The organism is Bacteroides sp. CAG:189 (assembly GCF_000432295.1).
GTDB lineage: Bacteria > Bacteroidota > Bacteroidia > Bacteroidales > Bacteroidaceae > Bacteroides > Bacteroides salyersiae.
Genome location: NZ_HF991117.1, coordinates 8,263 through 21,882, shown reverse-complemented (window position 1 = coordinate 21,882; position 13,620 = coordinate 8,263). Strand labels below are relative to the sequence as shown.

13 protein-coding genes are annotated in these 13,620 nt (G+C 42.6%); all 13 read left to right on the top strand.

The features are described 5' to 3' along the window. Positions 1–151 precede the first annotated feature (151 nt). The 13 genes from QVP90_RS16275 to QVP90_RS16215 all read left to right on the top strand — a co-directional run bounded on the left by QVP90_RS16275 (position 152) and on the right by QVP90_RS16215 (position 13,525). Positions 152–1,129: a C40 family peptidase gene (locus QVP90_RS16275; RefSeq protein ID WP_021937018.1), complete on the top strand. Its 978-nt coding sequence runs from the start codon at positions 152–154 to the stop codon at positions 1,127–1,129. A 75-nt stretch (positions 1,130–1,204) separates the two neighbouring features. Next, entirely contained in the window at positions 1,205–2,359 is a 1,155-nt protein-coding gene (locus tag QVP90_RS16270; RefSeq protein WP_021937017.1) for a dipeptide epimerase, read from the top strand. A 242-nt stretch (positions 2,360–2,601) separates the two neighbouring features. After that, positions 2,602–2,871, top strand: a complete 270-nt coding sequence (locus QVP90_RS16265) for a hypothetical protein (RefSeq protein ID WP_005931110.1) — start codon at positions 2,602–2,604, stop codon at positions 2,869–2,871. A 2-nt stretch (positions 2,872–2,873) separates the two neighbouring features. Then, on the top strand, positions 2,874–3,428 hold the full coding sequence (locus QVP90_RS16260; protein WP_005931113.1) for a lysophospholipid acyltransferase family protein: 555 nt from the start codon (positions 2,874–2,876) through the stop codon (positions 3,426–3,428). 44 nt (positions 3,429–3,472) lie between these two features. After that, a complete protein-coding gene (locus QVP90_RS16255) occupies positions 3,473–4,249 on the top strand; it encodes an amidohydrolase (RefSeq protein ID WP_264381109.1) in 777 nt (258 codons plus the stop codon). Positions 4,250–4,413: 164 nt separating this feature from the next. After that, entirely contained in the window at positions 4,414–6,405 is a 1,992-nt protein-coding gene (locus QVP90_RS16250) for a glucosamine-6-phosphate deaminase (RefSeq protein ID WP_005931122.1), read from the top strand. 84 nt (positions 6,406–6,489) lie between these two features. Further along, positions 6,490–7,215, top strand: coding sequence for a tyrosine-protein phosphatase (locus tag QVP90_RS16245; protein ID WP_021937015.1), 726 nt, complete (start codon positions 6,490–6,492; stop codon positions 7,213–7,215). 48 nt (positions 7,216–7,263) lie between these two features. After that, entirely contained in the window at positions 7,264–10,170 is a 2,907-nt protein-coding gene (locus QVP90_RS16240; protein WP_021937014.1) for a golvesin C-terminal-like domain-containing protein, read from the top strand. Positions 10,171–10,323: 153 nt separating this feature from the next. Further along, positions 10,324–10,641, top strand: a complete 318-nt coding sequence (locus QVP90_RS16235; RefSeq protein ID WP_005931130.1) for a hypothetical protein — start codon at positions 10,324–10,326, stop codon at positions 10,639–10,641. Beyond that, positions 10,638–10,856, top strand: a complete 219-nt coding sequence (locus QVP90_RS16230; protein WP_005931133.1) for a sulfurtransferase TusA family protein — start codon at positions 10,638–10,640, stop codon at positions 10,854–10,856. The genes QVP90_RS16235 and QVP90_RS16230 overlap by 4 nt, the downstream gene beginning before the upstream one ends. Then, entirely contained in the window at positions 10,853–11,197 is a 345-nt protein-coding gene (locus QVP90_RS16225) for a hypothetical protein (RefSeq protein WP_005931135.1), read from the top strand. The genes QVP90_RS16230 and QVP90_RS16225 overlap by 4 nt, the downstream gene beginning before the upstream one ends. Positions 11,198–11,200: 3 nt before the next feature. Further along, on the top strand, positions 11,201–11,677 hold the full coding sequence (locus QVP90_RS16220; protein WP_005931137.1) for a DUF456 domain-containing protein: 477 nt from the start codon (positions 11,201–11,203) through the stop codon (positions 11,675–11,677). 24 nt (positions 11,678–11,701) lie between these two features. Further along, positions 11,702–13,525: a YgiQ family radical SAM protein gene (locus tag QVP90_RS16215; RefSeq protein WP_007482090.1), complete on the top strand. Its 1,824-nt coding sequence runs from the start codon at positions 11,702–11,704 to the stop codon at positions 13,523–13,525. The last annotated feature ends 95 nt before the right edge of the window (positions 13,526–13,620 follow it).

Genomic DNA, 13,620 nt, shown 5'->3' with positions numbered 1-13,620 from the left:
CGCACGCGACAGGCCGGCCAACTGCTTTATGAGTGCAAAAGTACGTCAATTATTTGTTTTTTGCTAAAAAACAAACACAAACTTCTTCTTTATTGTTCGTTCAATTCTTATCTTTGCTATTAATTGTGTAGAAGTTAGAAGGCATTATTCAATGAAGATACGTATCCTTTTTATTATTCTGTGGTGTTTCATGATTTCAAACATGAAAGCAGGAGAAATTTGTTCCGTTTCTGCCGATTCGGCTTATGCTATTGTCAATGTCTCCGTTTGTAATATGCGGGATGAGGGTAAATTTACTTCCGGTATGACTACTCAGGCTTTGCTGGGAATGCCGGTGAAGGTGTTGCAATATACCGGTTGGTATGAGATTCAGACACCGGACGATTATACCGGATGGGTACACCGGCTGGTGGTTACCCCCATGTCTAAACAGAGGTATGACGAGTGGAACCGTGCGGAGAAAATTATTGTGACGGCCCATTATGGTTTTACATACGAGCGGCCGAATGAACATGCACAGACTGTTTCGGATGTAGTGGCGGGTAATCGTTTGAAATGGGAGGGGAGTAAAGGGCATTTCTATCGGGTTTCTTATCCTGACGGCCGATTGGCTTATATCTCCAAATCGATAGCCAAGCCGGAAACAAAATGGCGTTCTGAATTGAAAATGGATGCACAAAGTATTATCCGTACAGCGTATACAATGATAGGTATTCCTTATTTATGGGCAGGCACTTCTTCGAAGGGAGTCGATTGTAGCGGTCTGGTGCGGACGGTGCTCTTTATGCACGATATCATTATTCCCCGGGATGCTTCACAGCAGGCTTATGTGGGGCAGCGTATCGGTATTGCTTCCGATTTCAGTAATATAGAGCCGGGTGATCTTATATTCTTCGGCCGGAAAGTAACGGCAGACAAAAAGGAAAGCGTGTCTCATGTCGGTATTTATCTGGGTAATAAGAGGTTTATACATGCGCTGGGCGATGTGCACATCAGCAGTTTCAATCCGGAAGATAAAGAATACGATGCATTCAATACCGGCCGGTTGCTCCATGCCGTTCGTTTCTTGCCTTATATAAATAAGGAAAAAGAATTGAATACGACCTTTACGAATCCATATTATAATTAAATGACGGGTGAAGAATAGGAACTGTCGGCTACCTGTTACTAAAAGCACTTCATTCCTCATTAAAAAGTGTATATTATGCAAAATCGACGAGACTTTCTTAAGACGGCCACTTTAGCTGCCATTGGTTCCGGCTTAGGTATTCATAATGTGTTTGCCGGAAAATCGGGTCCGGCTCTTTTCTCTGTCAATAAACTCGGTAAGGGAGGCAGGATGAAAATGAGATTTTTTCCTTACGAGCTTAAGTTGAAGCATGTGTTTACCGTAGCTTCTTATTCGCGCACTACGACTCCCGATGTACAGGTGGAGATAGAGTACGAAGGGGTGGCCGGATACGGCGAAGCCTCTATGCCGCCCTATCTGGGTCAGACGGTGGATACCGTAATGGCATTTTTGCGGAAAGTCGATCTGGAGCAGTTTAGCGATCCGTTCGGGTTGGAAGATATCCTGGCATACGTCGACAGCCTCAGTCCGGGTGATACAGCTGCCAAAGCAGCAGTCGATATAGCTTTGCATGATTTGGTTGGAAAATTGTTAGGAGCTCCTTGGTATAAAATCTGGGGACTGAATAAAGAAAAGACTCCTTCTACCACTTTTACTATCGGTATCGATACGCCTGATGTGGTGCGCGGGAAAACCAGGGAAGTAGCCGGACAGTTTAATATATTGAAAGTTAAGTTGGGGCGTGATAATGATAAAGAGATGATTCGTACGATTCGTTCTGTGAGTGCTTTGCCGATAGCGGTCGATGCCAATCAAGGATGGTCGGACCGGCAATATGCGCTCGATATGATTCATTGGTTAAAAGAACAGGGCATCGTGATGATCGAGCAACCTATGCCCAAAGAACAATTGGATGATATTGCTTGGATTACCCAGCAAAGTCCGTTGCCGGTATTTGCCGATGAGTCTTTACAACGCCTTAATGATGTGACCGCTTTGAAAGGTGCTTTTACCGGGATAAATATCAAGTTGATGAAATGTACCGGCATGCGCGAAGCCTGGAAGATGGTGACGCTGGCACGTGCGCTGGATATGAAAGTAATGGTAGGGTGTATGACTGAAACTTCTTGCGCTGTATCGGCCGCAGCACAGCTTTCTCCGGTTGTTGATTTTGCCGATTTGGATGGTAACCTTCTTATCTCCAATGACCGCTTTAAAGGTATGGAAGTTATAAACGGTAAAATCACTCTCAATGATTTGCCGGGAATCGGAGTTGATTTAATAATGTGACAATATGCTATGAGGTAATGGGTTAATGAAAGAATGTAAAGAATGAAAGAATGAAAAAAAATATGCCGGTGGGTTATTCGGGGATGGAGAGCAATTGGCGCATTGATACATTCTTTTCATTCTTTCATTAATCCATTACCCATTAACTGTCTTATTATTTAATTATTTATTTGTTCAAGCCGAAGAAAGTTCCTATCTTTACCGCTCATATATTCAATATTCACACTAAAAAAGAAGAACTTATGGCAAGTAGAAGAGAACTTAAAAAATCAGTAAATTATATTTCGGGAGAATTATTTGCAGAGTGTTTGGTCAATGCTATGTTTATTCCGGGAACGGACAAGGCAAAAGCAGAAGATATTATGGCTGAAATCCTGAAAATGCAGGATGAATTCGTTAGCCGTATCAGTCATACTGAGCCGGGTAATGTAAAAGGATTCTATAAAAAGTTCCGTTCCGACTTCAATGCAAAAGTAAATGAAATTATTGATGCCATCTCGAAATTGAACTGAGAATGAAAAAAGCAATTTATAGCTTTATTTACTATCGCCTTTTAGGCTGGAAAACAAATGTGACGGTGCCCAATTATGATAAATGTGTTATTTGTGCGGCACCGCACACTACCAATTTAGACTTGTTTATCGGTAAACTGTTTTATGGAGCTATCGGACGCAAAACCAGTTTCATGATGAAGAAAGAATGGTTCTTTTTTCCTTTAGGACTTATCTTTAGAGCTGTGGGCGGCATACCGGTGGACCGGAAACGTAAGACATCATTAGTAGACCAGATGGCGCAGCAGTTTGCCAATAGCAAGAAATTCCATTTGGCTATTACGCCGGAAGGTACACGCAAACGAAATCCGAACTGGAAGAAAGGCTTCTATTATATTGCATTGAAGGCGCAAGTCCCTATTGTCCTTATCGGCATAGATTATGCTACCAAAACAATATCTTCCACCAAAGCCATTATGCCTACGGGAGATATTGAAAAGGATATGCGCGAAATCAAACTTTATTTCAAGAATTTCAAAGGGAAATATCCGGAAAATTTCTCCATTGGCGAAATATAAACGAGTAATAATCAGAAACGGAAAGGCTGGTGTTTAACGAAATGATGCATCCATTAAAAATTTCAATCGTTCAGACAGATATAGCCTGGGAAAATAAACAGGAAAATCTCCGTATGCTTCGTGAAAAGCTACATGCTCTTCGCGGAACAACGGAGATTGTTGTTTTGCCGGAAATGTTTTCTACGGGATTCACGATGAAAAGCCGGGAATTTGCAGAACCGGTATCCGGAATTACAGTACGTATTTTAAAGGAATTGGCGGCTGATTTTCAGCTTGCCCTTTGTGGCAGTTTTATTTGTAGCGAACGGAGTAATTATTACAATCGTGCTTTCTTTATTACCCCGGAAGGGGAAGAATTCTATTATGATAAGCGACATCTTTTCCGTATGGGGAATGAAGCGGAATATTTCTCTGCCGGAAACAATAAGCTGATTATTTCTTATCGGGGGTGGAATATTTGTCTGCTGGTCTGTTATGATTTGCGTTTTCCGGTATGGAGCCGGAATGTAAACAATGAATATGACCTGCTGATATATATGGCGAGCTGGCCCCAGGCAAGAAGATTGGCGTGGGATACTTTGCTTTGTGCCCGTGCATTGGAAAATATGTGTTATGTGTGCGGGGTGAACCGCATAGGCGTAGATGGTAATAAACTCATTTATAATGGAGGCAGTGTTGTCTTTTCTGCTAAAGGAGAAGTCTTGGCTTCTGTCCCGGATGGGGAAGAAGGTATTGAAACCATTTCGCTCAGCCTGATATCTTTGCAGCAATTGCGCGATAAGTTTCCTGTGTGGAAAGATGCAGATGCTTTCCGGCTTTAGCTTCCTACATATTTCTTTGGTTAAATAAACAAACGTTAAAATTGCTCTTTCTCGGCAACAATACCTACAATAAGGTAGTTTTTATAATAAACTTCTTTTGTATCTTTGTCGTTCAGAAAAACAGTCGCACGACTTGAATCTAACATAACTTAATTAAAGAATTTATGAAAACAAACTTAAGTTCTCAAATCACTCTCAACAGGGTCTCCCCCAGATACTACAGACCGGAGAATGCATTTGAACGGTCGGTATTGACCCGACTTGAAAAAATCCCTACCGATATTTATGAATCTGTAGAAGAAGGTGCCAATCACATCGCTTGTGAAATAGCACAAGTAATACGCGATAAACAAAAAGCAGGGCGCTTCTGTGTATTGGCGTTGCCGGGTGGTAATTCTCCGCGCAATGTGTATGCGGAATTGATTCGTATGCATAAAGAGGAAGGTTTGAGTTTCCGCAATGTGATCGTATTCAATATGTACGAGTATTATCCTCTGTCTTCTGATGCCATCAACAGTAATTTCAATGCTCTGAAAGAAATGTTGCTGGATCATGTGGATATCGATAAGCAGAATGTATTTACTCCGGATGGAAGCATTGCAAAAGATACGATTCTGGAATATTGCCGTTTGTACGAGCAGCGTATCGAAAGTTTTGGAGGGGTTGATATTGCCCTGTTAGGTATCGGTCGTGTAGGTAATATTGCTTTCAATGAGCCGGGTTCGCGTTTGAATTCTACCACTCGTCTGATTTTATTGGATAGTGCTTCGCGTAACGAAGCTGCCAAAATATTCGGAACTATCGATAATACACCTATCAGCTCTATTACAATGGGTGTGTCTACAATCTTGGGAGCCAAGAAAGTATATCTTCTGGCATGGGGTGAAGACAAGGCCCGTATGATAAAAGAATGTGTGGAAGGTTCTATCACGGATACGATTCCCGCTTCTTACCTGCAGACGCACAACAATGCACATGTAGCGATCGATCTTTCGGCTGCCAGCAACCTGACGCGTATCCAGCGTCCGTGGCTGGTGACTTCCTGTGAATGGAACGACAAGCTGATTCGTAGTGCTATCGTTTGGTTATGCCAATTGACAGGTAAACCGATCTTGAAACTTACTAATAAAGATTATAACGAAAACGGTTTGAGCGAATTGTTGGCTCTCTTCGGTTCGGCATATAATGTGAATATCAAGATATTCAACGATTTGCAGCACACTATTACCGGATGGCCCGGTGGAAAACCGAATGCTGACGATACGTATCGTCCCGAACGTGCCAAACCGTTCCCGAAACGTGTTGTCGTATTTTCTCCGCATCCGGATGATGACGTGATTTCTATGGGAGGTACCATCCGCCGTTTGGTAGAGCAGAAACATGAAGTGCATGTAGCTTATCAGACATCGGGTAACATTGCAGTAGGGGATGAGGAAGTGATTCGTTTCCTGCACTTTATTAATGGTTTCAACCAGATATTCAATAACAGCGAAGACCAAGTAATCAATGAGAAATATACGGAAATCCGTAAGTTCCTTAAGGAAAAGAAGGACGGTGATATGGATTCACGCGATATATTGACTATCAAAGGCTTGATTCGTCGTGGTGAAGCCCGGACGGCTTGTACATATAATAATATTCCGTTGGATCGTTGCCATTTCTTGGATATGCCGTTCTATGAAACCGGTAGAATTCAGAAGAATCCGATCAGTGAAGCCGATGTGGAAATCGTACGTAATTTGCTTCGTGAAGTGAAACCTCATCAGATATTTGTAGCAGGCGATCTTGCCGATCCGCACGGTACACACCGTGTTTGTACGGATGCTGTGTTTGCTGCTATTGATTTGGAAAAGGAGGAAGGTGCCAAGTGGCTGAAAGACTGCCGTATCTGGATGTACCGTGGTGCGTGGGCAGAGTGGGAAATCGAAAATATTGAGATGGCAGTGCCTATCAGCCCGGAAGAGTTACGTGCTAAACGTAATTCTATTTTGAAACATCAGTCACAGATGGAGAGCGCACCGTTCTTAGGTAACGACGAACGTCTGTTCTGGCAACGTAGCGAAGACCGTAACCGTGGTACGGCTGCACTTTACGATAATCTGGGTCTTGCTTCTTATGAGGCAATGGAAGCATTCGTGGAGTATATTCCGCTATAACAATCAGTAAAGAATCATAAAGGAAGAGTGAAGAGTCGGGAATTCTTCACTCTTTTTTTGTTTATCAATAAAAAAACTACTAATATGAAGAAAGAAGAAACTTACTGTCGGTTGCTTCCTATGGCGGGAGCTTATAACATGCGTGACTTGGGTGGCTATCGTACGGTTTATGGCAAGTGTGTAAAATGGAAAATGCTTTTCCGCTCGGACGATATGAATAAACTGACTGCAATGGATTTAGATTATCTCTCTTTATTGCCATTGCGTACGGTTATCGACTTCAGGAGTGAAGCAGAGAAAAACGCCGCCATAGACCGTTTGCCGCAAACTGTGTCCAAGCACATACCCTTATCAATTGAAGCGGGCGATATGAGTGGTATCACCCATTTTGATAGAAATAATCTGAGCGCCGTTATGGAGGAAGTGTATGCATATGTCATCCGGAATATGCAGGATGTATACAAAGAGTTTTTCAGTATCCTGTCGGAGAAAGAAAACGCTCCGCTTCTTTTTCATTGTTCTGCGGGAAAGGACCGGACCGGTATCGCTGCCGCATTGTTATTGTCGGCTTTGGGAGTCGATCGTGAGACTGTAACGGAGGATTATATGCTGTCTGCAGAACATATCACCAAAAAATATGAATTCATCACTCGGGAGCATCCGGAGTTGAAGCCGTTGACTACCGTAAGAAAAGAGTATTTGGAAACTGCATTCCGGGTAATAGACGAAGAATTTGGAGGAATAGAAAGGTACTTGATCGATAACCTTGAAGTGGATTTGGATAAACTACGTGAATTATACACAGAATAGAGGAATTTACTCTATTTTTGCGGATAAATGGTAAATGATTGGAGTTTTATGAGAAAACTATGCCTATTCCTGTTGTTCCTTATTGCAGGGACATCCCTGCTCTTTGCGCAGGCCATCGAAAAGAACGTAGAAGAGCGACTAACTGATTTCTTCAGTAATTATACCACTGTTTCTGCAAAAATCAACCGACCCGCACTCAAGAGTGTAGAGATTGATTTTGACCGTAAACGACTGACGATACAAGCTTCCGAGAGTTTTGCTTACCAGCCTTTTCTCCCGGAAACAGTAGAGAATATTTATAATCAGGTGGAAAATCTTCTTCCCGGTCCTGTACGTTTTTTTGATGTCACGATCTATGCTGACGGTAAACCGATTGAAGATCTCATTCCTAATGTTTACCGAAAAAAGAAAAAGGATAAGACACGTCTTTCTTTGAATATTGATTATAAAGGGGCGCCATGGGTGAAGAATATGTCACGTCCCTATGAAATTTCGCGTGGACTGGACAATCGTCATATCGCTTTGTGGCAAAGTCATGGACAGTACTTTAAAAACGATAAAGGAGAGTGGGGATGGCAGCGTCCCCGGCTTTTCTGTACTACTGAGGACTTATTTACCCAGTCCTTTATTCTTCCTTATGTCATTCCGATGCTTGAGAATGCAGGCGCCAATGTATTTACTCCGCGTGAGCGTGATACGCAGAAGAATGAAGTGATTGTTGATAATGACACGAAAGACGGGTCTGTCTATCTGGAAGTGAAAAGTCGTAAAGCTCGTTGGGAAGTAGCCGCTAAAAGAGGTTTTGCCCGGACGAAACGTGTTTATAGAGATGGGGAGAATCCGTTTTTGGACGGTACTGCCCGTTATGCCCGTACCGAAAAGAAAAAGAATAAGGCTTTTGCGGAGTGGATCCCTACTATTCCGGAGAGTGGTAATTATGCTGTATATGTTTCTTATCAGACATTGCCCAATAGTGTGAGCGATGCTAAATATCTTGTTTTTCACAAGGGGGGAGTTACCGAATTTAAGGTTAACCAGCAAATAGGTGGGGGGACTTGGGTCTACTTAGGAACTTTTGAATTTGATAAGGGTAATAACGATTATGGCATGGTGGTGCTCAGCAATGAGAGTAAGGAGGACGGGGTAGTATGTGCAGATGCAGTACGTTTTGGCGGTGGTATGGGTAATATTTCGAGAGGTGGTAATGTCAGTGGATTGCCGCGTTATCTGGAGGGAGCACGTTACTCAGCACAATGGGGTGGTATGCCTTACGAGGTATATGCCGGCAAGAAAGGAGAAAATGATTATACCGACGACATCAATGTACGTTCTAATGCATTGAATTATTTGTCCGGAGGGTCGGTGTTTAATCCCAAAGAGAAAGGATTGGGAGTACCGTTGGAGATGGCAGTTGCTTTGCATAGCGATGCAGGGCATAGCAGGACGGACGAAATAATCGGTTCACTGGGGATATATACGACGGATTTCAATAACGGGCAGTTGAATACGGGGATAGACCGTTATGCTTCACGCGACTTGTCGGATATTTTGCTGACTCAAATACAGAATGATATTCGTGCTGCCTACAATATCCCCTGGACACGCCGTAGCATGTGGAACCGGAATTATAGTGAAACGCGTTTACCTTCTGTTCCTTCCACCATTATAGAATTGTTGTCACATCAGAATTTTGCCGATATGCAGTTGGGACATGATCCTAATTTTAAGTTTACGGTAGGGCGTGCTATTTATAAGGGGGTACTCCGTTTCATAAATAGTCAACATGGGAAAGAGTCTGTTGTGCAACCGCTTCCAGTGAGTAATTTTGCGATCCGCTTCGGGAAGAAAAAGAATACACTGGAACTATCCTGGCAGGGAGAAAATGATCCTCTTGAGCCAACGGCTACCCCGCGGGAGTATATGGTATATACCCGTGTCGGTTATGGTGGTTTTGATAATGGAGTATTGGTAAATAAACCGTCGTATGTGGTCAAAATAGAGCCGGGACTTGTATATTCGTTCAAAGTTACGGCAGTGAACCGTGGTGGTGAAAGTTTCCCTTCTGAGATTTTATCGGCTTATAAAGCAAAGAACGAAAAAGGAAAAGTTCTTATTGTTAATGGTTTCGATCGCTTAAGCGGACCTGCCGTTATCAATACTTCTACCACTGCCGGCTTCGATTTGGAGCAAGATCCGGGAGTTCCTTATTTATACAATATTTCTCTTTGTGGTCCGCAGACCGGTTTTGACCGTAAGCAAGCCGGTAAGGAAGGAAAGGGGAGTCTGGGAGATAGCGGCAGTGAGTTGGAAGGTATGAAAATCATCGGAAATACTTTCGATTATTCATTTATTCATGGAAAGGCGATTCAGGCGACGGGACGATATAGTTTTGTATCGTGTAGCGATGAGGCGGTAGAAAACGAAAGAGTACAATTGGAAGAGTACCCGATTGTGGATTACATCTTGGGGCTGGAAAAGGAGAATACGACCGACCGGGCTTATTACAAGACTTTTTCTTCGGCTATGCAACGGATCATCACTGCCTATTGTCAGTCGGGAGGGAATATATTAGTCAGTGGTTCTTATGTGGGAAGTGACATGAGCACTTCGCAAGGGAATCGGGAATTTACCGAGAAAGTATTAAAATATGGTTATCAGGAATCGCTTCGGGATAATCGTTCCGGACAGATCGATGGATTGGGGCGTACTGTTTCGATTCCCCGTTTGCCTAACGAGAAAATGTATGCGGTAACTGCACCGGACTGTATCGTCCCTGTAGCTCCAGCTTTTTCCGTATTTACCTATCATCCGGGAAAGCAGAGTGCCGGTATTGCTTATCGTGGAGATTACCGTACGTTTGTAATGGGATTTCCTTTTGAAAGTATAGAGTCGGAAGCTGATCGGGCCGCAATTATGGCGGCAGTGCTAAACTTTTTTGATGATAAATCCTTTTAAGAGGAAAATTCAAATAGACTCTTAATGGAAGATGGCGAATGTTAAATGATGAATGATTCATAAACGGGTTAGCAATTAATTATTCATCATTTACCATTAATCACTAAAAAATTCTATCTTTGTCGCTATCATTAACTTTAAAATAAAAAGATTATGTATACCATACAAGCAAATCCCAGTGGTACACGCACTATGGAAGTTTCAGAAGAGAATTTGAGAACAATTGAAAAATATGCGTTGTTTCGTCATCTTATCGACAGTAACGGTATTGTCGATGAAGCTGTTCTCGATAAACTCAAGCTCAATATCCGTTCACTTATTGCCAGTCAGGAGGAAGACAGTAAGGACCTGCTCGATCTTTGCATTGATGTGATTTATCACAACAATATGAAAGCATTCGGTTTGCAGCAACTTATAAAGTTATATCTTGTCTGGTTCAATTCGCAAGAGGCAGAAGAGGAGGAGTCATGATTGCTGTCGACACTCGTGGGACGACTGCTTACAGTCCCTTGATTCCAGCCATAAAGGCCATGTGTAGTGCTGAATCCGGTGATACTGTGGAGATTATTATGGATAATGCCAATGCATTTCAGGACTTAAAAGAATATTTGTCGGAGCAAGGCATCGGCTTTCGCGAAATTTATGATGGTGAGCAGATGACTTTACAGTTTACTATTCCAGGATGAGTGAAATACAACAGAAATTAGAAAAACTGCCGGGAAAGGCAATTAAAAAAATAAACAGTATATATGGTAGTGTAGATAAATTCTATGCTACCGTTTATCTTATTGCCCGTAATGAGCATCAATGCCAGATGATGTCTGTACCGGCTGCCGATCAACGAATAAAAACCATTCATGCTTATCAGGGATTGATACGTTTTATGCTTGATGAACTCGGTCTTGATGGAAAAGATATCATGGATGGTATAGCGAGTGCTTATCTGGAGGATTTTGTGAACTATCGTGAGCAGGACTTCGGTATGACGAATGAAGAATTTATTTCTATCATCAAACGCATCGGATAATTTATGGATATCTTTCTGATTATTTTGGGGAGTATTTGCCTGTTGGTAGGGCTAATCGGTTGTATTGTCCCTATGTTGCCGGGGCCGCCTATTGCTTATGTGGCTTTAGTACTGCTTCAACTTACCGATAAGGTCACTTTTACGCCGTTGCAACTCTTTTTTTGGTTACTTCTTGTCGTAGTGATTCAGATACTCGATTATTTTGTCCCGATGTTTGGAGTGAAACGATTCGGAGGTACGGGTTGGGGAAATTGGGGTTGTATTATCGGTACGTTTGCCGGACTCTTTCTATTTCCGCCTTGGGGTGTTATTATTGGTCCGTTTGCCGGTGCATTTATAGGAGAGTTGTTGGGCGGCAAGGAAACGAGGCATGCACTGAAAGCCGGATTCGGGGCTTTTATAGGTTTTCTTTTGGGCACTGTACTCAAAGTAGCCGTATGTGGATGGTTTATCTTCTGCTTTATCCATGCATTAGTATAGCGAAATTATCCGTATCTTCGCAGCATGAAAGAATATCGACTTACCGATTGGCTACCCACTACAAAAAAAGAAGTAGAATTGCGCGGGTGGGATGAGCTCGATGTTATCCTGTTTAGTGGAGATGCATATGTAGACCATCCTTCATTCGGACCGGCAGTGATCTGCCGTATCCTTGAAGCGCAAGGATTACGGGTAGCTATTGTTCCTCAACCGAATTGGCGTGATGACTTGCGCGATTTTAAGAAGTTGGGTCGCCCTCGTCTTTTTTTTGGTATCTCGGCAGGGTGTATGGATTCAATGGTGAATAAATACACGGCCAATAAGCGCCTTCGCAGCGAAGATGCCTACACTCCGGACGGTCGTCCGGATATGCGTCCGGAATATCCTTCGATTGTATATAGTCAGATATTGAAAAAAATCTATCCCGATGTCCCGGTAGTTTTAGGTGGAATCGAGGCGAGTTTGCGTCGGTTGAGTCATTATGACTATTGGCAGGATAAGGTGCAGAAAAGTATTCTATGTGACAGTGGTGCGGACTTACTTATCTATGGTATGGGTGAGAAACCGATTGTGGAGCTTTGCAAGCGTATGCAATCTTCTGTGGAGATACCGACAGATATTTTGCAAACAGCTTATTTGTGCAATGCGACTGAGATGGAATCTATCCGTGCGGAAGGAGATATAGAGCTTTATTCTCATGAAGAATGCCTGAAAGACAAAAAAAAACAGGCGGGTAATTTTCGACATATCGAAGAAGAGTCCAATAAATATGCTGCCTCACGTATACTGCAACGGGTCGATAAACGTGTGGTAGTCGTCAATCCGCCATATCCTCCTATGACACAGCAAGAACTGGATGGTTCGTTTGATTTACCGTATACACGTCTGCCGCATCCGAAATATAAAGGGAAGCGTATTCCTGCCTACGACATGATTAAGTTCTCGGTGAATATTCATCGCGGATGTTTTGGAGGATGTGCTTTTTGTACAATATCGGCACATCAAGGCAAATTTATTGTGAGCCGCAGTAAGGAATCTATTCTGAAAGAGGTAAAAGAGGTCATGCAGTTGCCCGATTTTAAAGGATATCTCAGTGATTTGGGAGGTCCTTCGGCCAATATGTACAAAATGGGAGGAAAAGATGAGAATATTTGCCGGAAATGCAAGCGCCCGTCATGCATTCATCCTAAAGTTTGCCCTAATTTGAATACCGATCACCGCCCTTTGCTGGATATCTATTATGCGGTGGATGCGCTGCCAGGTATTAAAAAATCATTTATCGGTAGCGGGGTACGTTATGACCTGTTGTTACATCAGAGTAAAGATCCTGCGGTCAATCAAAGTACTTCCGAATATACCCGTGAACTGATTGAAAAGCATGTAAGCGGACGGTTGAAAGTAGCACCGGAACATACCAGTGATCGTGTTCTCTCTATTATGCGTAAGCCTTCATTTAACCAGTTTGGAGAGTTTAAGAAGATATTCGATCGGATCAATTGCGAAAAAGGATTGCGCCAGCAGCTTATTCCTTATTTTATTTCCAGCCATCCCGGTTGTAAGGAAGAAGATATGGCAGAGTTGGCGGTTATTACCAAACGTCTGGATTTTCATCTGGAACAGGTACAGGATTTTACTCCTACACCAATGACGGTAGCAACGGAAGCTTGGTATACCGGATTTCATCCATATACTTTGGAGCCGGTATTTAGTGCTAAAACGCAAAAAGAAAAGCTGGCACAGCGACAGTTCTTTTTTTGGTATAAACCGGAGGAACGCCGGAATATCATAAATGAATTACGCCGTATCGGTCGGCAGGACCTGATTGATAAGCTTTATGGAAAGAGGTGAATTGAAAAATTAAAGAATGAAGGAATGAAAGAGTGAAAGAATTAAAATGGTATAATTTAGCATCCACTCGATAGATGAAAATGCTGCATAACTTG

Coding starts and splice junctions, on each gene's coding strand:
- QVP90_RS16225 (WP_005931135.1), top strand. CDS start 10,853: ATGAGTGAAATACAACAGAAATTAGAAAAACTGCCGGGAAAGGCAATT.
- QVP90_RS16270 (WP_021937017.1), top strand. CDS start 1,205: ATGCAAAATCGACGAGACTTTCTTAAGACGGCCACTTTAGCTGCCATT.
- QVP90_RS16230 (WP_005931133.1), top strand. CDS start 10,638: ATGATTGCTGTCGACACTCGTGGGACGACTGCTTACAGTCCCTTGATT.
- QVP90_RS16265 (WP_005931110.1), top strand. CDS start 2,602: ATGGCAAGTAGAAGAGAACTTAAAAAATCAGTAAATTATATTTCGGGA.
- QVP90_RS16240 (WP_021937014.1), top strand. CDS start 7,264: ATGAGAAAACTATGCCTATTCCTGTTGTTCCTTATTGCAGGGACATCC.
- QVP90_RS16235 (WP_005931130.1), top strand. CDS start 10,324: ATGTATACCATACAAGCAAATCCCAGTGGTACACGCACTATGGAAGTT.
- QVP90_RS16255 (WP_264381109.1), top strand. CDS start 3,473: ATGCATCCATTAAAAATTTCAATCGTTCAGACAGATATAGCCTGGGAA.
- QVP90_RS16275 (WP_021937018.1), top strand. CDS start 152: ATGAAGATACGTATCCTTTTTATTATTCTGTGGTGTTTCATGATTTCA.
- QVP90_RS16250 (WP_005931122.1), top strand. CDS start 4,414: ATGAAAACAAACTTAAGTTCTCAAATCACTCTCAACAGGGTCTCCCCC.
- QVP90_RS16220 (WP_005931137.1), top strand. CDS start 11,201: ATGGATATCTTTCTGATTATTTTGGGGAGTATTTGCCTGTTGGTAGGG.
- QVP90_RS16260 (WP_005931113.1), top strand. CDS start 2,874: ATGAAAAAAGCAATTTATAGCTTTATTTACTATCGCCTTTTAGGCTGG.
- QVP90_RS16215 (WP_007482090.1), top strand. CDS start 11,702: ATGAAAGAATATCGACTTACCGATTGGCTACCCACTACAAAAAAAGAA.
- QVP90_RS16245 (WP_021937015.1), top strand. CDS start 6,490: ATGAAGAAAGAAGAAACTTACTGTCGGTTGCTTCCTATGGCGGGAGCT.